The organism is Nitratireductor basaltis (genome assembly GCF_000733725.1).
In the GTDB taxonomy this organism is placed as follows: domain Bacteria; phylum Pseudomonadota; class Alphaproteobacteria; order Rhizobiales; family Rhizobiaceae; genus Chelativorans; species Chelativorans basaltis.
In genome coordinates this window covers 1,898,333-1,919,534 of the sequence record NZ_JMQM01000001.1, presented here as the reverse complement: position 1 = coordinate 1,919,534, position 21,202 = coordinate 1,898,333, and the positions used below count along the sequence as shown (strand labels likewise).

Here is a 21,202-nt window from a genome sequence, read left to right as displayed (position 1 = left end):
GTGGCGCTTATCTCTGCATTTGCACAGAAGACCCTGCTTCAGTGGACGGTCTCACCAGCGCTAATGGTAGGAAATGGCCATATGCTCGGGCATCAGCTCAATCTCGACCACTGGTGAGCAGCCCGAGACCCATCGCTATCGCTGTTGATATGAACTCTTCATCGTAGTGAAAGAGGGCCCAGTTCCCTCGCGACTTGTCCTCCGGAGCGGTGGCGGTGTGCCGGCGTCTTCCATACGATGCGAGCAAATTGAGTCAGGTCCCCTGCAATTTGAAAAAATTTGAGATGTTCGGATTCTGGATCGGGAGAACACGATTCAGGACGCTGCGGAACCGATTCTTAATCCTTAGAAGGCGTTACTCTTGCAAACGACGTTTGTGAACTGGGCGACCGGGCGGTCCAGCAGGGGAGAGGTTGATGGCTAAGAGTTACGAGCAGCGGTTGGAGGAGCAGCGGCTGCGGCAGAAGGCATTGCGCGAGCGCAAGCTGCGTGAGCGCTCTCCCCATAGGGATGACATCGCCCGTATGCTGCTGCACGTGATCGTCAGGCAATCGGTGAAGGCTGGCTCTTACGAGAAGCTGGATCGTGCCATGGATCTAGTGACGCGCGAACTGGTTGCTCAGGGCTTCGACAAGCGGAAGACGGAGCAGGTGATCGAAGAGATCATCGAGCGGCATGAGCAGGGCTGGCAGCCTCGTCATCGCACGCATATCCTGCGAGAGAAGTGGAGGGCAGAAGAAGATGCTGCTCCAGTGGAAGATGGTGATGATGAGGTTTAGCCTTGTCTCTTCTGAAACCGCGGACGTCTGCTGGCGGTCGAACCCGGTGCAATCGCAAACGGCGTGACGCACTTCAGATCCTTCTCCCCCCGTTACTCCCTTAAACGTCGTTTGCAGTGGTAACGATTCTACAGAGGTTTTAAGCGCAAACGCCGTTTGCGATTCTGCGTCCCTCAGCCTGTAGCTTCCGGAGCAGCGATCTCTACAAGTTCGGCATCCGGAAGCGGGCGCTGCAGGGCCTTGGCCTCGTCCCATGGCGCACGCATCCACATCTCTGTCTGCTCCGTATTCGTCAGTATCACGGGCATGGCTTTCTCATGCACCTGCGCTACCACTGAGTTGGGTTCGGTAGTGAGGAAGCCGAAGAGGTCGACCGTCACCAGACCCTCCCGAATCTTGTGCACGCTTGTCCATTGCGGGACGCAGATGCCAGCGAAAAAAGCGAGCGGACGCTCCTCGGACAGAGCAAACCACGCATTTGGCGTGCGCTGGCCCTCAATCTTCCGCGAAGGGGCGGGTTCAGCGAAGCTTGTAAAAGGGACGAGACAGCGGTGCTCCGGGGTGAGCCAACGTTTCCAGTGGCGGCTATTCGTGTTGCGGACATTGGTGGTGCCGCTGTCGGGTTCCATCTTCAGAAGCTCATCGAAGTCCACGGTCTTCCCCTTCGCGCGCAGCTTGTCCGCGCGGCGCGATGCCGCTTTGTAGAGAGCCTGGGATGAGGAAGGTAGTCCCCACCGCATCCGCACCAGCTCCCGTTCCCTATCAGCACCCACGCGTACAATGGGAGCCAGATAAACAGGATAGATGTTGAGTGATGGCTCCAGGTTGCCTATCACATCCCGCATTGCCCGCGACCATTCCCGGATCGCTTGCTGGCTTGTCGTGAGGTTGTAAAGATTGCACATGCCTCACCCTACCGCGCTTCCTTGCGAAGCGCGACGAAAGTGTTGTGATCTCTATTCCCGCAGCCAGAGCATCTCAGCTTCTGTGCCACATGCGGCAGCAGAAGTCCGCGCCAACGCCGCTGCACCGCGCGGCGGCTGATCGCCTCCACACGTCCGCAAGCCATGCAGGATGCACCGATCACCCACCACTCCGGGACATCCTCCATGCGCAGGCTGTAGTAGGGCTGGCCCGTTACCTCGGACAATGGGATCTGAACTGGTTTCGACATAGCGGCTCCATGTGATTGCCGCCGCACCGATGGAGGTATTTATTCCTCTATGTGCTGCTGTCAATTGTCGTTGGCTGCTTTTCGTGCTGGAGGGTCGCCGAGGATCCTGAGCAGTTCCTGAGCCTGCTCGCGCGCCTCTGCCTGCTCTGCCTCACTCAGGTCGTTCCAGGTTCGTCCGGGGAACATCTCACCAGCGGCATAGCGAGTGGCTTGTTCTTCAATGACATCGCTCATGACGAGGTCTCTTTTGCTGTTGGGGTGTTAGTTGGCCAGCATCCGCTGTGATATGGTCGCAGCGGTAGTCTTAGTACGCGCATATGTTGCATAAAAGTTACAACCATGAAGCATGATCATCTACCCATATTCTACCTATGGACTCATTAGTAAGTCCTTATTAGTAACAGTTCGTTTACTAATTCTGGGGGTGTAGCATGAAAACGAGCTTGATCGCGATGCTCGCCGCTGGCGGCGTGGCACTGGCTTCCCAGTCTGCAATGGCAGCTGATTTTTCGGAGCCTGCTGCAGCAGGCTATAACTGGTCGGGGATCTATATTGGTATCGGCGGTGGCGCAGGTGCCTTTGTCGGTGAAGCCGAGATCCCCGGACTGCCTGCCAGCTTCAATGGCATTGGCGGTGAGGGCGTCTTTGGCGAGCTGACGCTTGGCTATGACTACATGGTCTCGCCGCGCTTCCTCATTGGTGCTTTTGCCGATGGACGCTTCGGCAATGTTGGTTCTGAGCTCACCTTTGGCGCCGACTCCATCGATGTTGACGCTGACTACGGTTTTGATGTTGGTCTTCGCGCAGGTTACCTGCTGACGCCGTCAACCCTGGCCTACGTGCTTGGTGGCTATAGCTGGCAGCATTTCGATGTCTCCTCCACCGTAGCAGGCATCGACTATGACTGGGACAGCAGCGGCTTCGTCGTGGGCGCAGGTGTTGAGACGGTCATCGCATCGAACTGGACGCTGAAGTCCGAGTACCGCTACTCGCACTACGCATCGGAAGATTTCGACACGGCAGGTTTTGTTGAAGTAACCCCTTCCGCTCACACCTTTCATGCGGGGCTGAACTACCGATTTGGCATGGCTGCAGGCGGCACGAGCTTCGATGCCCCCGCCTATGATTGGAATGGGTTGACCATTGGCGCAGCGCTTGGTGCAGGCGGCCTCGTCCATGATCTGTCAGTTCCCGCTGGACCTCTTGGCTTCAACGGTATCGGCGCAGAAGGCATCTTTGCTGAAGCGTCCATTGGCTATGACATGGAGTTCGCAGGCGGCTGGGTTGCTGGCGTCATGGCCGACGCCCGCATCTCCTCCGTCTCCACGGATCTTTCCGCCCCGGGTCTCAGCGCGTCGATCGACGCGGACTACGGCTTCGATGTGCTTGCACGCCTTGGCTACAAAGTGTCTCCGGGAACGCTGGTCTACGCTCTTGGCGGCTACAGCCACCAGCATTTTGAAGTCGATGTCAGCGGTGTTGGCACTTTCTACGACTGGGATAGCAACGGCTTCTCCGTTGGTGGTGGCATTGAGACGGCAGTCGCCGATCGCACCACCTTCAACCTGGAATACCGTTACTCCGACTACGGAACGGAAGATTTTGATGGCATTGGCTTTGAGGTTGATCCGTCAGCGCACACCGTGCGTGCGGGTCTGAAGTTCAAGCTCATGTAGTCACCACGACCTCCAACTCTGGGAGGATTGAGCCCGGGCGATGCCTGGGCTCTTTTTTTGTCAGCACATCGAAAGTTGTCCAGCGCCTATACTTGAAGCCGCTGACGCCATGGCCTGAGCCCGGCGTTAACCATGCGATCGCGAAAGTCGCGAGAACGCAAACTTGCAACTTGTGATCCAGGGAAATCCGATCCACATTCTGTCTTGCTCTAATTGATGAGCAGACAAAGCGGCCTCCGCGAGTGCGCGAACACTCCACGAAGGCCTGACCCGCAACCTTTCCGTAGAAGGCATTGGGCTATGACCAGAACTACCTTATTCGCTTCCCTGGTGGAAGCGCTGCTCCCTCCAGATCATGTGCATGAGCGCGCGCGAATAGCTGAAAGCTGCCGCTCGGGGTGAACGCCACCTCATCATCATCACCGCAGACTTTAAGCCGTGTCATTCCGCTCCTCTTTAGGTGCGGAAGCGCTGGCGATCGTCTGCAGTTCATGCACGACCGATCTTGTTGGAGTTCCTCCCATGTCACATTTTCATCGTGCTGCCGCATGCAGCGCCACCTCTCATGCTGCGCTTGGCAGTCCTTCCGTTGCTCCGGAGCTGGAGCCGATCCTTGCGGGCCTAATTGATCAGGCGCTGGAGGCCATCCGCGCTGGCAGCGCTCGCTCTGACGACGTGTTCGGCAGCTATGCTGAACTGAACAGTTTCGTTCGAGCTGTGACCTTTCACGAAGGCATTCTGCTTGAGCAGGGGCTGGAGCGCCTTGCTTCGCTCAGTCCGGATCTGCGTGTGGTCAAGCTCTCAGAGCCACTGCCCATCGTCCCTGCAGCACTTGAGCTGCTTGAGCGTAATGATTGGGACGCGCTTGAGGCGATCCATCTTCGCTCAGATGTTCACTACAAGATGAGCTACATGCCGGACCTGCTGATCCTCGATCGGGTCGCACGCCGCGCAATCATCATCGACGTAAAGCGATCGCTCTCCTCCTACCAGGAGAGCAAGCTAAAGACGTTGCGCCGGAAGATGATGGCGGCTGCTCTGACCGCAGGCGATGTGCTGCACCAGCAGGGAAGGCAGGGGATCGCCGAGATCGATATCGCGATCATCGACGGGTCCGACGAGCAAAGTGCGCAGGAGCGTGGTGTCTTCGCCCTGAGAGAAGTCGGTGAGCTGTTGCGCCTGCCATACGCAGGCAGGGCTATGCTTAAGCTTCGAGCCATGTTTGCCGAGCGTGTGCAGGACGAGATGCAACAGCTTTGCCAGCGGCTGGTCACTGCTCCTGCGGAGCCGGATACGAGCAGCTCGGACGACTATCTCGTCCCTGACGGTGAAGATCCGGAAAGCGAGGGCGAAGAGGCTGCAGAGGTGGTCGTTGAGCCGATGCCGCCGATCCGCGTCGGATACGCGCGTGGCATTGGCGCGATAGATCCCGCTGGTCGCGCCTGAAGCGCCACCAGCACGCTCTTCGACTTCCAACTTCAACTCATCAGCGCGGGCGAAATCGCCTGCGGCAGGAGGGCGTTTGCCATGGACGAACATCAGTTGCCCCAAATCTCCAGAGACATCTGCTTGAGCGTGGAAGATTTGCGCGAGGGGACGCACTTTGAACGTGCATATAGACGCGACAGGTCAGCGGGTGCCGTAGGAGCTGCGATCCGGATGGCGCGGCTTGGGCGGCATCATAATTTACAAATGGCGCAATGGGTCATGTGCCGCCTCGTGGAGATGGTCGACGAAGGCGATCCGACTGCCATTCTCGTATGGCATTGGCTTGCCTCGCGAGGTCAGCTTACCGCGGACCAGCAGCATCGGCCGAAGCTGAAACTTGTCGCAGGAGAGGGGGCATGAGTATGGCTTCTCCCCACACCCCGACACGCGAGCGCCTCGTGCGCTTTTGGCTCCGACGTCTGCGGCATCAGACATACAGGCACGCGCTGCAAGCTGCGGTTAACCTGAAAGTTCTTCAGCGCGTCTCCGCGGGCGAGGGCGCGCCCGTGCACTATGCGCCGGGACGCAAGAGCGAGACTTTCCTGAAGGGCGGCCTGCGCCGGAAGCTGCGCCTGGAGGTGATCGCAAACCGTGCTTTCGACGGGGAGGAAGAAGATCATGTCTTCGGCAAAAAGACGGACAAGGGAATCGGGCCTGATGACGATGAAGAGGGGGCTGACGCAGCGCAAGTGAAGCAGCTGTTGGCCGCCGTGCGCGAGGCAGTGGAGCCTGCTCTGGCTGCAGAGATCGCGATCATCCTAATGCTTGGCGATGCCACAGTACGCAGCGGCCATTCACTGTCGGACCTTTACGCCATGCTGTCACGGCCCCGACCTGTTGTCGTTCTGAAAGGAGCCGTTCCTGGGTTCGAGCGATGCTGCTCGCATCTTCTGCGTCGAGCCGTCCTGCTGCCGCGTCCGCTCACAATGATCCCAGTCGATCGTATCAGTCTGGATTGGTCAGCGCCTTCGGTTATGCGGCCATACTCACCGCGACTGACGATCCTCCTTGAAGCGACGTATGACATGTCCAGGAGGGACGTGGCACGGGGACTTCAGCATGCACCTACTACCGGGCTGCCTCTGCTGGCGATCGCCGATCAGCCTGATCTCCTGCCACAGCGACTGGTGCAGTCGGCTGATCTCACGCTCAGCTGCCAGCCTCTGTCGCCTGAACTCCTGAGAGACGTTGCGCGGCATGTGATCGGCGCGGCAGGTGATCTGGATGTGCTGGATGCAGTGAGTCCAGAAAAGAGCAAAATGCTGTCTCTGGACGATCTGCTCTGGTGCATCCGCCCTGGCATGAGCGGCTCGGAGGTCCTCAAGCGGCTTCAGGCAAAGATTGCCCAACCACCTGAAAAACACTCCTCTCAGAGCAAGAAGAGTGCTCGCAACTCTCCCTCATCGCACGGCAGAACTGCAGATACAGGTGGTGAACTCATTCAACCAGCTGCTCCGGATGATGAGAACGCGCTGCGGGTAGAAGCTCTCTCTGGCTATGGCGAAGCTGCGGGGTGGGCTCTGGCGCTAAAAGAGGATCTCACTCTGTGGCGCGAAGGCCAGCTCCAATGGTCGGATATGATCACGCGCCTCCTGCTCCATGGGCCACCCGGAACGGGCAAAACGACCTTTGCCAAAGCATTGGCAAATTCGCTTCAGCTGCCTCTGCTTGCAACATCCGTCTCAACCTGGCTTGAGCCCAGCGCACTCGGAGAGGTGCTGCAGCGCGTACGCACAACCTTCGAGGAGGCGGAGCGGAACAGCCCAATCGTCCTCTTCATCGACGAAATCGATGGCCTTGGCACCAGAGGAGGGCACAAAGACCGTGACAGCTCCTACTGGAATTCGTTCATCAATAAGGCACTGGAGCTTCTTGATGGTGCCGTCGCACGTGAAGGGGTGATCATCGTCGGCGCAACCAACCAGCCTGAGCTGCTGGATCGAGCTTTAGTACGCTCCGGCCGCTTGGAGACACACATCGAGATCCCGCTGCCTGACACGAAGGCACTACTAGGCATCCTGCGGCACCACCTCAAGCGCCATCTCGCGATTGAGGGAGTAGACATGGAACAGCGGCTTCTGCGTCTCGCACGGAGAGCCAGTGGTATGAGCGGAGCAGACATTGAACGGCTGGTGCGAGAAGCGCGTCAGAGGTCACGCCGTGAGCGTCGTGACCTGTCGCTCGATGACGTTGAGGCGCGACTCCGGGATCATCTGCCCGTCCTGGATGATGAGCTTCGCTACCGTTTTGCAGTGCACGAGGCTGGCCATGTTGTGGCACGCACGCTGACGGGTGTAGCCGAGGTCAAACTGGTAACAATTGAAGGATCGGGTGGAAGGCCTTATACCCTCTCATCAGTCAATCCCGACGTTTTGCACCACGAGGAAGGGCTAAAGAACCGGATCCTGTGCAATTTGGCAGGTCGTGCGGCCGAAGAGGTCACGTTCGGCGCGCCAACACTCGGTGCAGGCGGTGGTCCGCACTCCGACCTCGCTCAAGCGACAGTGCTTTCCTTTATACTGGAAGCGTCAGTCGGAGCCGGGAAGGTTCAGCCGTTAGTCTACCACTCGGCGGATGGGTGGGAAGACGCTCTTGCAAACGACGCAGACCTGAAAGCGCGGGTCAGCGCACGTCTAGATGATGCTTATGACGAAGCACTTGCACTAGTGAGGCTAAACGCTAAAGCGATTGAACGTGTTGCTAAAGCGCTGATCGCACAAGGAACGCTTGAAGGCGATCTGCTCACACAAACGCTCGATGATATGCGGGAACCTGCGAGGTAGCGAAGTGACGTATAGCCAACGCAAGTTTCATTGGGATGGAGTGCTGGAACAGTAGATACTCGCATGCTAGTTACCTCAGGAAGGGCGCACTACAATAGTCTATTCGGTATCTGAGCAGCGATCGCAGGTGGAACTGTGCGCGACCTTGCGTCTTCTAGCAGGGCGAGTGACTGTGGCGCACCACGACGCGACAGGGTGATGCAGATGAACGCCTTGTAGTAGCGGAGTTGTTCCTGCTGTCGTTAAACGAGATCTGTGACAGTGCTAGTGCACGCCGCTTGCGGGTACTTGGCGGAAAAGGGTCGTTCGCTATGAAAATTTTGCATGTGTATAAAACTTATTATCCCGACGACGTGACGGGAGTACCTCGTTTCATTCACACGCTAGCAGAATCAACTTACAAGAGGGGTTTTCATCATGAGGTACTAGCGCCTTCTGCGCATCCAAGTAAAAATGCAATAAAAATTAGTAATCACAAAGTATTTCAGGTTAAGCAAAACTTTAGAATTTCCTCAACAAGTATATCTTTATCTATTTTATCTAAATTCAAATCGCTCTCTAGTGACGCTGACGTTGTGCATTATCATTTTCCGTGGCCGATTGCCGACATAATGCATTTGGTTTCTGGAATCAGCAAGCCGTCTGTTCTTACCTATCATTCGGATATCGTTCGGCAGCGCCGGCACATGTGGCTGTACAATCCTCTAATGAATGCCTTTCTGGACAGAATGGACGCAATAGTCGCGACTTCGCCCGCTTATAGGCAGACGAGTTGCGTTCTGCAAAAACGGTTACTGCAGACACAAGTAATTCCAATTGGATTACCAGAGCGTCAAGATGTACCTGCGGGAATACTGTCTGCTATGCGCGCAAAAGTCGGCGAAGGCTTTATACTGTTCGTAGGTGCACTCCGATACTACAAAGGGATTAACTATCTTCTACAAGCGGCTCGCGCAACCAAGCTGCCTTTGGTGATCGCAGGTAAAAATCAAGATCTCAGACTAGATCTAAGGTCGCTGCCTGAGAACATAGTGTACTTGGGTGAGGTGACAGAGATGGAGAAAGAGGCGCTTCTTACGTTATGTTCTGGATTTGTTCTGCCGTCACATGTGCGGTCAGAAGCCTTCGGCATTGCATTGGTAGAAGCGGCACGGGCAGGAAAGCCAATGATTTCCTGCGAGATAGGAACAGGAACTAGTTTTGTGAATGCGCATGGAGAGACAGGAATCGTGGTTCCGCCAGCTGACTCCAAAGCTTTGGCGGATGCAATGAGACGCTTGTTGTCGGATCGCATCCTTCGCCAGAAGATGGGCACATCCGCTCGGAGGCGGTTTCTGCAGCGCTTTCACGCTGGAGTAATGGCTCAAAATTATACTGAAGTTTATCATCAGGTTTGTGAACGAGCCGCGCAGCGCGCATAAGAGTTATTAGTAGATTTGGATTGCATTGAACTGTGGTGCAACTGACTTAATGGGATGAACTGCCTTCCCACCCCAAACGCGGCTATCGTCGCGGTGAGATGGTGGAAAGAAGGAGCATCCTGATGGTTATTGCGGTTCTTGGTATCGATCTTAGAAAGACGATCTACAGCGTTGTGGGTCTGGACGAACGGAGTGACCTGCTCCCCGGAATGTACCCATTCATAGGCTAGCGCTGTTCACGTTGTGGTCCATTTTGCACCGGGTTGCAAACTCGTGCGGGGTGAGCCCTTTGAGGCTCGTGTGTGGTCGGTTCAAATTGTAGTCGATCCTCCATTCCTCGATGATTCTCTGGCATGCCGGTAGCTGCGGAACAGGTGCTCGTTGAGGCATTCGTCCCGAAGCCTTCCGTTGAAGCTTTCAACGAAGCCGTTTTGCATCGGCTTGCCTGGTGCGATGTAGTGCCACTCGACATTGCGGTCCTGTTGCCAGGCGAGCATGGCCTTTGACGTCAGCTCCGTTCCGTTGTCGCTGACAACCATGCAGGGGTAGCCGCGCCGTTCTGCAATGGCATCCAGCTAACGAGCCACGCGTTCGCCCGAGAGTGAGTTATCGACCACCGTTGCCAGGCACTCCCGGCTGAAGTCGTCGATGACACACAGGATGCGGAAACGGCGTCCATCGAGCAACGTGTCCGACACGAAGTCGAGGCTCCATCTCTGGTTCGGATCCTGCGGGACCGCCATCGGTGCTCTCGTACCCACAGCCCGCTTGCGACCACCGCGTTTTCGGACCGTCAACCGCTCTTCCTTGCAAATCCGGTAGAGCTTCTTCCAATTCACCACGACGCCCTCCCGCTTCAAAAGCAGATGTAGACGGCGATAGCCGAATCGCCGTCGTTCCGATGACAGCTCCCGCAAACGTTCTCGCAGAGCAGCATCGTCCGGCCGACTGGACATGTATCGGTAGACGCGCGGCGCAATGCCAACTAGGGCACAGGCACGGCGCTGCGGATAGTTCTTCATCTCGATCGCCCAACTCACAGCTTTCCTCCTGGAGCCGAGCGTCAGAAGTTTTTTGTCAGCATCTCTCGGAGCGTCGATACATCCATCATCTGCTCCGCCAGAAGCTTCTTCAGCTTCGCATTCTCTTCTTCGAGCGCCTTTAACCGCTTGGCGTCCGATACGTCCATGCCGCCGTACTTCTTGCGCCAGGTGTAGAACGTCGCATCAGAGATGCCGTGCTTGCGACACAGTTCAGCCGGGGTCATGCCCGCCTGATGTTCCTTCAGAATGCGGATGATCTGTTCTTCCGAGAACCGCGTCCGTTCCATCGCCTGTCTCTTTCGTTGAGGAACAGGCTAACCCAAAATCGGGAACATCTCAGGGGAGCAGGTCAGTGCCCATCACATCGGACGCTTCTGCATCGCGCAAGGCCACGAGCCGCGACTGATGTCGCCGCTTTACGTGCATCCCTATTTTCAAGGTCCACAAGAACGACAACCGAGATGCCGAGGCGATCGCAGAAGCGGCCACACGTCCAACCATGTCATTCGTCGCGGTGAAGTCCGAAGAACAGCTCGATCTGCAATCTTTGCACCGCGTCAGAGAGCGCCTGGTGCACAGCCGTACCCGTCTGATCAATCAGGCACGTGGATTCCTGATGGAGCGCGGCGCAACTTTGGCTGCAGGCCTTGAATAATACCTGACATCGCCTCTACAAATTTTTCTCTTTGGAATCTCTGCGCCTGTTGCTCACATGCGCGCCTCATTTGCAAAGCTCTTGTAGAGTTCAGCGAGCGAACTGCTTCAACGATAGCTCGGCTAGTAGGAGATGAAGGCAAGAGGATCCCCGTTTCACCATCAATTATCGTTTCACGGAGTCCTCCCTCAGCTACTCCAATCACTGGCTTGCCTGCTGCCATCGATTCCAGAGGCGATATGCCGAAATCTTCATCCTTAGGTATATAGATAGTAGCAATAGCGTTTCCTACTATGTCCTCCAGAGCGCTTTCGGTGACCCATCCCAGAACATCAATATTTGAAAAATTCTTCGCACGACTACGTAGCCTATCCAATTCTTCGCCGCCCGACACAACAATCAATTTCTTTTCCGGCATAGCAGAGAAGGCGTCTATAATTCTATCTACGCGCTTCAGGGGCGATAATCTAGCAGTTGATACGTAATAATCCCCCTGTCCCTGCCATTTAAAACGTTCAGTATCTACGGGCGGGTATACAACCCTGCTATCTACGCCTATGTATTCTCTGAGTCTGATTTTAGTATTTTCGGAATTCGCAATAATAATGTCCATGTTATTAATGGCATCAATATAACCTTTCTCGAACCTGCGAAGAATCCATGGCGCTATCCAGCGAAGTGGGTTTGGAAGAAGGTTGAGGAAATGCGCTTTTTGATCATACAGAAACCGCGGCGGTGTATGACAGTAAAAGACATTCAGCCCCGACGAGCCAAGCGGAGGTGCCGCAAAAGGAGCCGCAACGCCCGAGTATATGCGTAACTCATACTGAGATGCAATGCGCCGCGCTCTGCGAAAAAGGTAACTGAGGGTAAGCGGCCTCAAACCTCTCCTTTGGACTAGCGGGTGCAGGTTCAAAGAATGAGAATTATCTGGGAAAGCCTGCAGGCTGTACGTAGAAGATGTTAAATACCCATAGTAAAGGTGATATCCTAAGTCATTTGCAATAGACAAAGCTACTCTCTCGCCGCCACCTTTTATGGAGAAATAATCGTGAAATATTGCGGCACGATTACGATCAATAGAAGTCTCTTCCTCAGAGCTTGATCCTCGACGGGGGTACATTACGTTATCTTTCGCATTGAATACGCGTTCAAACACTGTTGGTTCTTTCGCCGTTTCGGTTTCTCATGAGTGCTGACAGAAATTGCTCCGCGCTCTGCCTCCAATTTAACCAGCTCATTCCGTTCGGTTTGATATGTTCGTTACAGCGAAACTGCCTAAGCCACCGCTGAAAAGCTTCAAAAAGCTCTTCAGGTTTATCAGCATTAAAATACGTCGCTTTATTTCCGGCTACCTCGCGAAATACCGGGATATTTCTAGCAAGGATGGGGACGTCATTTCGTGCTGCTTCAATCAATGGCAGTCCGAAACCCTCGCCCTTCGACGCGGCGATGAGGCAATCTGCCTCACGGTAAAGCGTTTGTAGCAAAGTATCACTAATTCCATCATACCAATGCAGCCGCTTATTGAGCTCTGGATGGGCTTTTATGATCTGGGTCAGCTGCTCAGTTTTCCACCCGACTTTACCAACAATGACAAGATGAGCATCCTCACCTTCGTCCCACAGTTTATCAAAAGCGGCTAAAACCTCAGAGTGAGCCTTCCTGGGTTCCAATGTTCCCACCATCAAGAACATGGTAGAGCCCTTGCACCTGTTGGTAATAGGAGCTATTTCTTGCAGCGAAGATGCCTCAGAGGCTTCTTGGACCCGATCAAGTTCGGCTCCTAGATGCGCAACCTCCACGCGGAAATTCTCTAGGCGGTGAGGAAAATTCTGCCCCAGCCAATTTCGGAGTTCATTTGCCACAGCTTCCGATATGCAGATCGCACCGTGTCCCATCGCGACAACGTTAAGCCAGCGTTCGAAGAGTGCATCGGCTCCCTCAACGAAATACTCAGGGCAGTTAATGCATAGAAGGTCATATACTGTGAAATAAACTTCTACACCTTGCGCTTGAAGTTTTTTATACCAAGATTCGTGGAATATTTGTACGTGAGGTTGATAGTCTAATCCGAAAAAGATATCTCCATTGTAGTAATCTACGGGCTCGTCCCGGAGGGAAACATTATCAATGCCAAAGAGCCTCGAACTAAACTCCCTCGCATAACGGTAGCCATGCTCCGGGCTGCCGTATATCGGTTCAATTCTGAACTCAGGCGTCGCGAGCTCTAGAAATTGAAATAGTATGTTGCGAACCACCCGTTGTATACCCGTACCGACGTCCCTCTGAACAATCTCTGAGACATCAATTAGCAGCTGCCTTTGCCGAGTATCTGCAGGAAAAGTTTTCCCCCAAGCACGCGAGATATGCATCATCTCGTCAACACTTAAAGATCTTTCTTCGTGCTCAATATGGTCAATTAATCCCGGCCAATCGCGAGCACTCTCGGCATAAAATCTTTCGATATGGGTGTGATAAAGTTTAGCGCAGTATTCAGGTTCGTGTTCTGACGCTACTAACTCTTTACCCTTTGTCCCCAACAGCCCCCTGGCTGCCTCGTTGCTATAAAGTTCTTCGAGCCCAGCAACGAGCGCACGGTTCTCAAACTCGTCACTTAACCTAAATACGGTTTCCGTCGGCAAATCTGCCATGCTCCCATTCGCATTCACAATCGTTGGGATGGAATGGTTGAGACAATCGAGTACGGCGGCAGATGTTTCTCCACGTGACATTGTTCGTAGTTGAACGGCTAAATCGCAGGCATTCAAGTACCCCTGATATACATCTTTGCTAACACGGCCGGTAACAATGATGCGATCTGCAACGTTACTGTCCTCGATTCTCCGAAGCATTTGGGCGCCGTACCCACCGGGATCGTTTTCACCAACGAAGATCAAATAACACGAGCGGTCGATGGAAAGGTTCGAGGCTAACCAACTATCTAATAAACGAAGATTCTGTTTAGTTATACCAATCATACCAAAAGAACAAACTAAAAAGTCCGAAGCCCCAAAGCCCAAAGCCCTCTTGGCTGAAGTCTTACCGCAGCGCTCTAGCGGAGGTGTACGAAGCAGTGGGACTTCAGCCCATCTCTTTGTCTTTAGCGGGTACCATTTATCGAGCATCAGGCTCGTACTATTCGAGTGCACGATGATGCCAGTGCTTTTTTGAAGAACGGGCAGGTTGCAGGGATACCGGTATATCACTTCCGATCGATCCTGATGTTCGCACAGCTCTTTGGCCGCTGTGTACCCGTGTGAGTAATATAGCGTCTCTGCAAATAGGCTAGGTCGGAAGCCGGTACTATCCATATGAGCAATAATTCCGGAAAGAAAGAAATCATGAAGTACAACGACGCCAGGAATTCTATTTAACATATCAAACATATGTTGATGAAATACGGAGTTGCCGAAATGGTACAGAATACGGTCGTAATGATCGGGGTGCGAAAGCAGATAATCGGGAGTTTTTATAGCGATATTCCGAAGGCTAGGTAGGTCAGATATATCTTTCTGTGGGGTGATTATGTCAATCTCATAGAACGCAGAAAGAGATGCGACTAGATCTGCGCTATAATCAGCTATACCCGAAGCCTCTGGAGGAAAGGGTGAAACGTAGGCAAGCTTTGGCTTGGGGTGCTCTTCAGAGCGCGCATAACTGTCTATGGTGACGTGGGAGATGGTGCAGCCACTAAAAACATCAAGAGTCGCCTGCGCTGTTCTATCCCAAGAGAAAAGTTTCGCTTGGGCACGAGAGTTATCAATTAGAGCTTTACGAAAATCGTGATCGGTGAGAGCCTTCTCAATTATGGAGCGCATCGAATTGAGATCCCGTGGATCAAACAATGCTTCCTTCATGCCAATAACTTCCGGAAGGCTTGAAGTGTTCGAGCCGATTACGGGAGCGTCACACCGCATAGCCTCTAGTGCGGGCAGACCGAAGCCTTCATGTAGTGAAGGAAAGACAAATAGGCTACAAGAACTGTAAAGAGCATTTAGCTCCTCGTCAGATACAAAACCCGTAATAATGATGTCACCTTCACGTACGCCGTGGCGCGTAGCGTATGCCTCAAGCACTGATCGGTCTTCAGGTCGCACTGCACAAACAAGAACAAGACAGTGTTCATCCTGTACAGGACTAGTAAGTTTAGAATAAGCGGCAATCAGCCCGTTCACGTTTTTCCGGAAATCGATACCGCCAGTATATAATACGAATTTTTTATTGATCCCATACTTTCGCAAGGTTTCCTGTACCGCCTTGGCACTGGTAGGGACCGGTCTAAAAACGTCTGAGGCGTCCGTGGATACCGTCACGCAACGTTCCGGAGGGAGCGCCGCGATTTCAACTGCCTCCTGCCGCGACGAGTTAGAAATAGCTAGGAACAAATCGGCTTCTTGAAGCAACCCCAGTTTCTCAGTGTACCAATCGCGAAATTTCCTATTCGCTAGATAATCATTCTTATAAATTAGCGGTATAAAGTCATAAACGACTACTGCAACTGGGTAGGTTTTTCCTAGTTTTCCGATAGTGATACATGAATCGTCATGGAAGCCTTCAAAGAAACTCGTTATGAGAAGGATGTCTGGCTTTAAAGAGTTGATAAATGTTTCGCGTGTCAGTTCAGAAAAGTGACGGTTCAAGTCGTTGCTGTTATCTACGTAAGCAGCAGGCGCGACCGGGTGCCATGTGTGGACGTTTTCTTTAGGAAGAAGCTCGGAGAAATAATTGCGCAGATAAATTGCAGCTTCCGTGAAAGAACCATTCAGGACGATGTGAAAATCGTGCTCATCTCCGTTCTCGATCAGCGCCTTCGTCAGAGAGAGTGAATAGTTACCTATACCACGGTTTCTTGACCCACTAGACTGAGCACTCTGCAGATCTATTACAATTCTCATCGCTGAATATCACTTTCGCTTCGTCTGCCTTGCTAGCTGTGCATAGAAATCCTTAGCACGAGCCGAAAGTTGAGGAGGGGAGTCAATACGGCTTTCGCCTTTGAACGCCGGGGAACTGTCGCTTCTGAAGATTATAGATCTGACTTTCATCTCAAATGCTGGTGGAAACAATCTTATAAACTTGAGTGCAGCTCTTACCAGTCGTGGCCGCGTGAGGATCAGGCTGTAAATCTTTCTGATCATCACTTTCAATGTTTGCCTTAGCCGGTTATTTAGATTGTGAGGCAGCAAGGCGCGTACACGTTCTAGGGACGGTCCAATTGCACGTTTCGATGCCCGGACAGGTGCAGTTATTCGCCATGATGTCGAGTTTTTGATACAGCTTAACTCTACTTTTGAATCCTCCAGAAGAGAACGCAGTTCCAAGCATTCGTTACTCAGGCGGAGATTTTCAGTCTCTTGCGTGCCGATCTTTTCATTCAGCGTGCAAGCGTTTTCGTTGTATCTATCGATTTGGCTTTTTAAAGACTCTATTTCATCTTCTAAGCTATTTATGCGTTCAGCCAGAAGACCACAAACTAGATTTTCTTGGGCGAGAAAAAAGTCGTCAAAAATATTAGGTCCGATATTAAAATGATGGGATAAAGACTCATGAGCTTCGTGCAGGTAGAACCTGTTGAGACCATCAAAATAAACAAAGCGATACCCCATTTCGATTAGGTGAGGTTCCCAGTCTAGAGTGGTACTCACGTGGGTTCGGGGTGCAATCGCTTCTACCACAACCACCCATGGACGGACCGGAGATGGCTGCCAACTGCGTATTACGCTGGCTTCAAGTCCTTCCACATCGATTTTGAGCCAGTGCACCTGACGATCATGATAGCGGTCAAGTATATCAGATAACCGACTCCATCTTACATTTTCTACCAGGACATCATAGCCTGCTCGTTCGTATTCTTGTGCGAGACTGAGATCGGCGGTACTTAGCCCTGTACCAGCCAGTCTGAAGAAAGGGGCAGTTTTGTCGCCTTCTGAGATGGCAATCTGCAAAATTGTCTCGTCCGGACGAGCCTGCCGCAGTTGGTCGGCATATTCCGGATTAGGTTCTACATGAACGCCTCGCCAGCCGTTGACGTAAAAAAGTGCGCTTACTGAGTCTTTTGTCGGATGTTGAGCGCCGATATCAATGTAGAAACCGCCTTGGACATGCTTCAGAGCACGCCACAAAATTACATCTTCAAAATTTTGCGCATGAGAGATTACTGTCACTATACGGCGCCTAACTGAATTTCAAACTTAGCATCGAGACAACATGTTCCACCGAAGAACGCTCGACTTGTGTTCACCACGTCAAAGACAAATGCATTATCTATCCACTCATAGTTGTTTTCATGGTGCGTATCAGAGCTCGTTAGCGCTGGTGATACTGAATAAGAACCCGGTCCAAGGTTGCACGGAAAATGGACGTAAAAAGTAACGTCTTCATCTTTAGGTATATCGTAAGCAACCTGGTCGGTATGCCAAGTATTAGTCCCCCAAACGAGGTTGCCTGTGCGATCACGCAGCATTATACCCAAAACTAGTCGTGGGATAGGTTTTTTTGTTTTCACCTTTAGTTTCAAGGTTAGTTCTTGTCCCACCGCCGCGGTATAGACAGCATTTCCCGTTGCTGCGTCTAATAACTCAATGGAGTTCAGACTTGCCTCAAATGTTCCAGATCTCGTCTGATGCCAGCCATCGGGTTTACGTGCTTGCTCTAGATTAGTTCGCGCATTGTCTTTCATAGCGACCAGGGCGTTATAATGATCTACAACTTCATCTGCTGGGCCATCACGGAGAATGCGGCCATCATCGAGAAGCAAGACCCTGTCGCACAAGCTGCGGACATCGCTCATGCTATGAGAAACAAATAGAAGGGCGCTACCTTCGTCTTTAAAGCGCCGGATACGATCAAAGCTTTTATGTTGAAAGTAGCTGTCGCCTACCGACAGGACTTCGTCCACAATAAGCACATCAGGTCTGGTTGCTGTGGCTAGTGAGAAGGCAAGTCGAGCATGCATCCCCGATGAGTAGACGCGGAGCGGCTTGTCAAAAAAATCCCCAAGTTCGGCGAAGTCTTCAATTTCAGGTATGAGTTGAGTTATTTGGTCTTTAGGGTAGCCCATTAGGCCGCCAGCTTGATATACGTTGTCTCGACCGTTCAGTTCAGGGTTGAACCCAAGTCCAAGTTCAAGGATCGCGCTGACGTGGCCAGTAGTCGCGACGGTTCCCATAGTCGGGCGTACTGTGCCCGTAATCAGCTTGAGCAATGTGCTTTTTCCAGCACCATTCTGCCCGATCAAAGCAATGCCTTCACCTCGGTGCAGGTTGAAGCTAACGTCCCTCACTGCCCAAAACTCTTGCTCTGGCTGTACGCGTTTGTCGAACCAGGATCGGAAACGGGCAAAATTTGATCTAAACGTAGTGTATCTTTTGCTAACGCTGCTGACGCTGAGAATGTTAGGGCTCACAACACATCCACCAATTCTGAGCTAGCCTTTCTAAAAACTATAAAAGAGAGTGAAAATAGGGAAAGCGAAAGTGCTGCAGGATATATAAGGGAGTATAAATTCGGAAAATCGCCATATACCATTGCATCCTGGTATATCTCTACGATTGGAACAAGAGGGTTTAGTTTTAAAATTATTAGAAGGTGTTCAGGTACGATATCTATAGGATATACTATTGGTGTGATCCAGAACCACAATTGCATTACAACTGTAACGACTTGCCCCACATCTCTAGAAAAAACGTTTAAAACACCTAACAACATCCCAAGCCCAAAGGCGAAGAGCGAGATAAGGATGATGCCGAGGGGCAGTGCTATCCAGGGAAATGACGGGAACTTTCCAAAAAAGAGGAATACCACGAAAATCGCAAGCAATAGAAAAAAATGGTTCAATAGAGCGCTTCCCCACACTATCAGCGGTAAAGAAAGACGTGGAAAAGAGATCTTCTTGAGGGTGCCAGCGTACTCGATGAAGACATTTAGGCATCGTGTGAGGATTTCACTGAAAAGGCTCCAGGCGGCCATGCCCGAAAGCAAATACATCGGATATGCTGCTTTATCGTCTATCCCGTTTAATTTCGCGCCGAGAACTTGCGCGAGCACTAAGGCAAATATAGCTGCTTGAGCGAGCGGGTGTAATATAGACCAGAATAGACCGATACGTGACCGCGCATATCTCGCTCGGAGTTCAGCAGCGATGGAAGACCTAACAAAATGACGATAGGACCATAGAGCAGAGAGCATTATTTGCTTCCTAGTGTCTGGGTAGCTACTCGCTTTCTGCAGTCGGCGAGTACCTCAGCTAGTGTCTCTTCAAGGCTGTATCGAGGTCGCCAGTTCAATTCATTTCTAGCTTTTTGGGCGTTGGCAACTATTATCGGAACGTCACTTTGTCTTTGGCGAGCCGGATCAAGGCGTATATCGATGTCTGCTGAACTTAATGCAACGAGTTTCTGTAACAGGTCTGCAATTCGACACGCTTTTCCAGAGCCGATGTTATAAATTAAAGACCGTGAAGATACTGAGGGAAGGGACAAACTTTTAGCATAGGCCGAAGCGACGTCTCGCACATCAAGAAAGTCTCGCTCTGCGTTAAGGTTGCCAACTTCGATTATTGGCGGTTGAATTCCTGCCTCAATGCGAGCAATTTGCATAGCAAAAGCTGTCGCTACAAATTCTTCAGTCTGTCCTGCGCCAATGTGGTTGAAGGGCCTCATTCGGAATACACGTAATCCAAGATTGCCGAGTGCTCCAAGTGCGAGGTCGGCGGCAGCCTTAGATGCGCCATACTCGTCAAGAGGGGCGGGCACAGTTGTCTCGTCAAGAGGGTGCCCGACCTTCGCGCTCTCACCGTATATTAGTCCTGATCCAGCATTGATGAGCGTACACTCTGGTGCATTCGCGAGAATTGAGTGTGCAATGTTGCGAGTCCCTTGCAGGTGCACCTGCCATGCTAAATCTGGATTTTTTGCCGCGGCGACCGGAGAAGCGATTCCAGCGAGATGTATGATATGCGTCGGATTATATCGCTTGATGGCATTGTCGACTGACAGACGGCAGGTTACATCTAAAGTCTCGATCAAATTGAAGGAAGGATCAGATATTGGTGCCTTGGCAGTCGGTATCACATAAATATTGCTTCCGTAGGTGACCTCAAGGGTTCGAACCAGGTGGTGTCCCACGAAACCTAATGCTCCTGTAATGAGGACACGCATGGGGCTGCCAATAACCACTAGAGGTGCTCGTGACGCTTCAAGCGCTTAAGATCGGCATCAACCATTTCTGCTACGAGCATCTCTAGAGTAGTTTCAGGAGTCCAGCCGAGTTTTCGCTTTGCTTTGCTTGGATCGCCCAGCAACACATCAACCTCAGCCGGGCGCATAAACCGCTCATCTTGTACCACGTGATGTTCCATTTTTAAGCCTGCGTGGGCGAACGCAAGCCTGCAGAATTCGCTCACGGGCACTGTGCGCCCAGTCGCGATCACATAGTCATCCGGCTGTTCCTGCTGTAGCATCAACCACATTGCTTGTACATAATCCCGGGCGTGGCCCCAATCTCGCTTTGCTTCCAGGTTGCCCAGTGCAATTTTGTCCTGAAGTCCCAATTTGATGCGGGCAACCCCATCAGTAATTTTTCTCGTCACGAACTCAATACCGCGAAGAGGGGATTCATGGTTGAACAGTATGCCGCTCGAGGCATGTAGTCCAAAGCTTTCTCTGTAGTTCACTGTCATCCAGTGGGCGTACAGTTTAGCAGCCGCATAAGGCGAACGCGGGTAAAATGGTGTTGTCTCGGACTGGACTGGTTCCTGGATTAGTCCATACATCTCTGAAGATGATGCTTGATAAAAGCGAGCATCTGGACACGCGATACGCACTGCCTCAAGCATGTTAGCCGCGCCCATTCCAGTCACAGAACCAGTCAAGAGCGGTTGCTGCCAAGACGATTTCACGAAGGATTGTGCAGCTAAATTATAAACCTCATCGGGTTTCACGGCCTCCATCACTCGCAGGAGGCCCGAAAGATCGGTCAGGTTCCCATCGTGATACGTTACATCGTCCGCAATGCCTAGCCATCTAAGCCGCGAACCGATGACATCTGCCGATGCGCTTCGGCGGAGTAATCCGTGTACTTCATAACCTTTGTTCAGCAGAAATTGGGCAAGGTAGGCACCGTCCTGTCCTGAGATCCCGGTAATAAGCGCGCGTTTGGCTGACATTTTTAAACACCCAGT

18 protein-coding genes and 2 pseudogenes are annotated in these 21,202 nt (G+C 52.4%); 7 read left to right on the top strand and 13 right to left on the bottom strand.

Going from position 1 to position 21,202, the window contains the following annotated elements; all coding sequences use genetic code 11:
• Positions 1–416 precede the first annotated feature (416 nt).
• Positions 417–779, top strand: a complete 363-nt coding sequence (locus tag EL18_RS09270) for a hypothetical protein (RefSeq protein ID WP_036482139.1) — start codon at positions 417–419, stop codon at positions 777–779.
• 173 nt (positions 780–952) lie between these two features.
• Here EL18_RS09270 and EL18_RS09265 read toward each other — a convergent pair whose 3' ends face one another.
• The 3 genes from EL18_RS09265 to EL18_RS17960 are packed head-to-tail and all read right to left on the bottom strand — an operon-like array spanning position 953 to position 2,187.
• Positions 953–1,684: an SOS response-associated peptidase gene (locus EL18_RS09265; RefSeq protein ID WP_036482137.1), complete on the bottom strand. Its 732-nt coding sequence runs from the start codon at positions 1,682–1,684 to the stop codon at positions 953–955.
• A gap of 8 nt (positions 1,685–1,692) precedes the next feature.
• Positions 1,693–1,953: a hypothetical protein gene (locus tag EL18_RS09260; protein ID WP_036482135.1), complete on the bottom strand. Its 261-nt coding sequence runs from the start codon at positions 1,951–1,953 to the stop codon at positions 1,693–1,695.
• A gap of 60 nt (positions 1,954–2,013) precedes the next feature.
• On the bottom strand, positions 2,014–2,187 hold the full coding sequence (locus tag EL18_RS17960; protein ID WP_161781985.1) for a hypothetical protein: 174 nt from the start codon (positions 2,185–2,187) through the stop codon (positions 2,014–2,016).
• A gap of 197 nt (positions 2,188–2,384) precedes the next feature.
• Between EL18_RS17960 and EL18_RS09255 the strand changes: the two genes are divergently transcribed.
• From EL18_RS09255 to EL18_RS17565, 5 genes are all read left to right on the top strand, one after another.
• Positions 2,385–3,629 (top strand): outer membrane protein, encoded by a 1,245-nt coding sequence (locus EL18_RS09255; protein ID WP_244444542.1) that lies wholly within the window; start codon positions 2,385–2,387, stop codon positions 3,627–3,629.
• 522 nt (positions 3,630–4,151) lie between these two features.
• Positions 4,152–5,075 carry a hypothetical protein gene (locus tag EL18_RS09250; RefSeq protein ID WP_051913952.1) on the top strand — a complete coding sequence of 308 codons (924 nt, stop codon included), beginning with the start codon at positions 4,152–4,154 and terminating at the stop codon, positions 5,073–5,075.
• 81 nt (positions 5,076–5,156) lie between these two features.
• Complete coding sequence (locus EL18_RS17955; protein WP_036482132.1) at positions 5,157–5,477, top strand: hypothetical protein; 321 nt, start codon at positions 5,157–5,159, stop codon at positions 5,475–5,477.
• The gene (locus tag EL18_RS17305) at positions 5,474–7,900 is read left to right on the top strand and encodes an AAA family ATPase (protein WP_161781984.1); all 2,427 of its coding nucleotides are present in this window, start codon (positions 5,474–5,476) and stop codon (positions 7,898–7,900) included. The genes EL18_RS17955 and EL18_RS17305 overlap by 4 nt, the downstream gene beginning before the upstream one ends.
• 311 nt (positions 7,901–8,211) lie before the next feature.
• Entirely contained in the window at positions 8,212–9,321 is a 1,110-nt protein-coding gene (locus EL18_RS17565; protein WP_036482129.1) for a glycosyltransferase, read from the top strand.
• A 219-nt stretch (positions 9,322–9,540) separates the two neighbouring features.
• Here the strand turns inward: EL18_RS17565 and EL18_RS18395 are convergent.
• The 3 genes and pseudogenes from EL18_RS18395 to EL18_RS18385 form a co-directional block, all read right to left on the bottom strand.
• Positions 9,541–9,758: pseudogene (locus EL18_RS18395) on the bottom strand (integrase core domain-containing protein).
• Positions 9,759–9,896: 138 nt separating this feature from the next.
• Positions 9,897–10,361, bottom strand: coding sequence for an IS3 family transposase (locus EL18_RS18390; protein WP_425277137.1), 465 nt, complete (start codon positions 10,359–10,361; stop codon positions 9,897–9,899).
• 23 nt (positions 10,362–10,384) lie between these two features.
• Positions 10,385–10,651: a transposase gene (locus EL18_RS18385; protein ID WP_036482126.1), complete on the bottom strand. Its 267-nt coding sequence runs from the start codon at positions 10,649–10,651 to the stop codon at positions 10,385–10,387.
• Between the two features lie 67 nt (positions 10,652–10,718).
• On the opposite strand from EL18_RS18385, the pseudogene EL18_RS17555 reads away from it, so the two are divergent.
• Positions 10,719–11,010: pseudogene (locus tag EL18_RS17555) on the top strand (IS110 family transposase); the annotation flags it as partial.
• Here the strand turns inward: EL18_RS17555 and EL18_RS17550 are convergent.
• The 7 genes from EL18_RS17550 to gmd all read right to left on the bottom strand — a co-directional run bounded on the left by EL18_RS17550 (position 10,958) and on the right by gmd (position 21,187).
• Positions 10,958–12,142 (bottom strand): glycosyltransferase, encoded by a 1,185-nt coding sequence (locus tag EL18_RS17550; protein ID WP_244444587.1) that lies wholly within the window; start codon positions 12,140–12,142, stop codon positions 10,958–10,960. The pseudogene EL18_RS17555 and the gene EL18_RS17550 sit on opposite strands and share 53 nt — an antisense overlap.
• A 28-nt stretch (positions 12,143–12,170) precedes the next feature.
• On the bottom strand, positions 12,171–15,917 hold the full coding sequence (locus EL18_RS09220) for a glycosyltransferase (protein WP_036482123.1): 3,747 nt from the start codon (positions 15,915–15,917) through the stop codon (positions 12,171–12,173).
• Between the two features lie 9 nt (positions 15,918–15,926).
• Positions 15,927–17,186: an FkbM family methyltransferase gene (locus EL18_RS17545; RefSeq protein WP_161781983.1), complete on the bottom strand. Its 1,260-nt coding sequence runs from the start codon at positions 17,184–17,186 to the stop codon at positions 15,927–15,929.
• The gene (locus EL18_RS09215) at positions 17,186–18,304 is read right to left on the bottom strand and encodes an ABC transporter ATP-binding protein (RefSeq protein ID WP_244444541.1); all 1,119 of its coding nucleotides are present in this window, start codon (positions 18,302–18,304) and stop codon (positions 17,186–17,188) included. The genes EL18_RS17545 and EL18_RS09215 overlap by 1 nt, the downstream gene beginning before the upstream one ends.
• 119 nt (positions 18,305–18,423) lie before the next feature.
• Positions 18,424–19,209, bottom strand: a complete 786-nt coding sequence (locus tag EL18_RS09210) for an ABC transporter permease (RefSeq protein ID WP_036482118.1) — start codon at positions 19,207–19,209, stop codon at positions 18,424–18,426.
• Positions 19,209–20,180 (bottom strand): NAD-dependent epimerase/dehydratase family protein, encoded by a 972-nt coding sequence (locus EL18_RS17540; protein WP_244444540.1) that lies wholly within the window; start codon positions 20,178–20,180, stop codon positions 19,209–19,211. The genes EL18_RS09210 and EL18_RS17540 overlap by 1 nt, the downstream gene beginning before the upstream one ends.
• Before the next feature lie 17 nt (positions 20,181–20,197).
• Entirely contained in the window at positions 20,198–21,187 is a 990-nt protein-coding gene (gene gmd, locus EL18_RS09205) for a GDP-mannose 4,6-dehydratase (RefSeq protein WP_036484386.1), read from the bottom strand.
• Between the last annotated feature and the right edge of the window lie 15 nt (positions 21,188–21,202).

What these genes read in the sequence shown, in the direction of transcription:
- EL18_RS17550 (WP_244444587.1), bottom strand. Translation starts at nt 12,142, where the DNA reads ATGTACCCCCGTCGAGGATCAAGCTCTGAGGAAGAGACTTCTATTGAT.
- EL18_RS09270 (WP_036482139.1), top strand. Translation starts at nt 417, where the DNA reads ATGGCTAAGAGTTACGAGCAGCGGTTGGAGGAGCAGCGGCTGCGGCAG.
- EL18_RS17955 (WP_036482132.1), top strand. Translation starts at nt 5,157, where the DNA reads ATGGACGAACATCAGTTGCCCCAAATCTCCAGAGACATCTGCTTGAGC.
- gmd (WP_036484386.1), bottom strand. Translation starts at nt 21,187, where the DNA reads ATGTCAGCCAAACGCGCGCTTATTACCGGGATCTCAGGACAGGACGGT.
- EL18_RS09265 (WP_036482137.1), bottom strand. Translation starts at nt 1,684, where the DNA reads ATGTGCAATCTTTACAACCTCACGACAAGCCAGCAAGCGATCCGGGAA.
- EL18_RS17960 (WP_161781985.1), bottom strand. Translation starts at nt 2,187, where the DNA reads ATGAGCGATGTCATTGAAGAACAAGCCACTCGCTATGCCGCTGGTGAG.
- EL18_RS09255 (WP_244444542.1), top strand. Translation starts at nt 2,385, where the DNA reads ATGAAAACGAGCTTGATCGCGATGCTCGCCGCTGGCGGCGTGGCACTG.
- EL18_RS09260 (WP_036482135.1), bottom strand. Translation starts at nt 1,953, where the DNA reads ATGTCGAAACCAGTTCAGATCCCATTGTCCGAGGTAACGGGCCAGCCC.
- EL18_RS17540 (WP_244444540.1), bottom strand. Translation starts at nt 20,180, where the DNA reads ATGCGTGTCCTCATTACAGGAGCATTAGGTTTCGTGGGACACCACCTG.
- EL18_RS17305 (WP_161781984.1), top strand. Translation starts at nt 5,474, where the DNA reads ATGAGTATGGCTTCTCCCCACACCCCGACACGCGAGCGCCTCGTGCGC.
- EL18_RS09220 (WP_036482123.1), bottom strand. Translation starts at nt 15,917, where the DNA reads ATGAGAATTGTAATAGATCTGCAGAGTGCTCAGTCTAGTGGGTCAAGA.
- EL18_RS17565 (WP_036482129.1), top strand. Translation starts at nt 8,212, where the DNA reads ATGAAAATTTTGCATGTGTATAAAACTTATTATCCCGACGACGTGACG.
- EL18_RS09250 (WP_051913952.1), top strand. Translation starts at nt 4,152, where the DNA reads ATGTCACATTTTCATCGTGCTGCCGCATGCAGCGCCACCTCTCATGCT.
- EL18_RS18385 (WP_036482126.1), bottom strand. Translation starts at nt 10,651, where the DNA reads ATGGAACGGACGCGGTTCTCGGAAGAACAGATCATCCGCATTCTGAAG.
- EL18_RS09210 (WP_036482118.1), bottom strand. Translation starts at nt 19,209, where the DNA reads ATGCTCTCTGCTCTATGGTCCTATCGTCATTTTGTTAGGTCTTCCATC.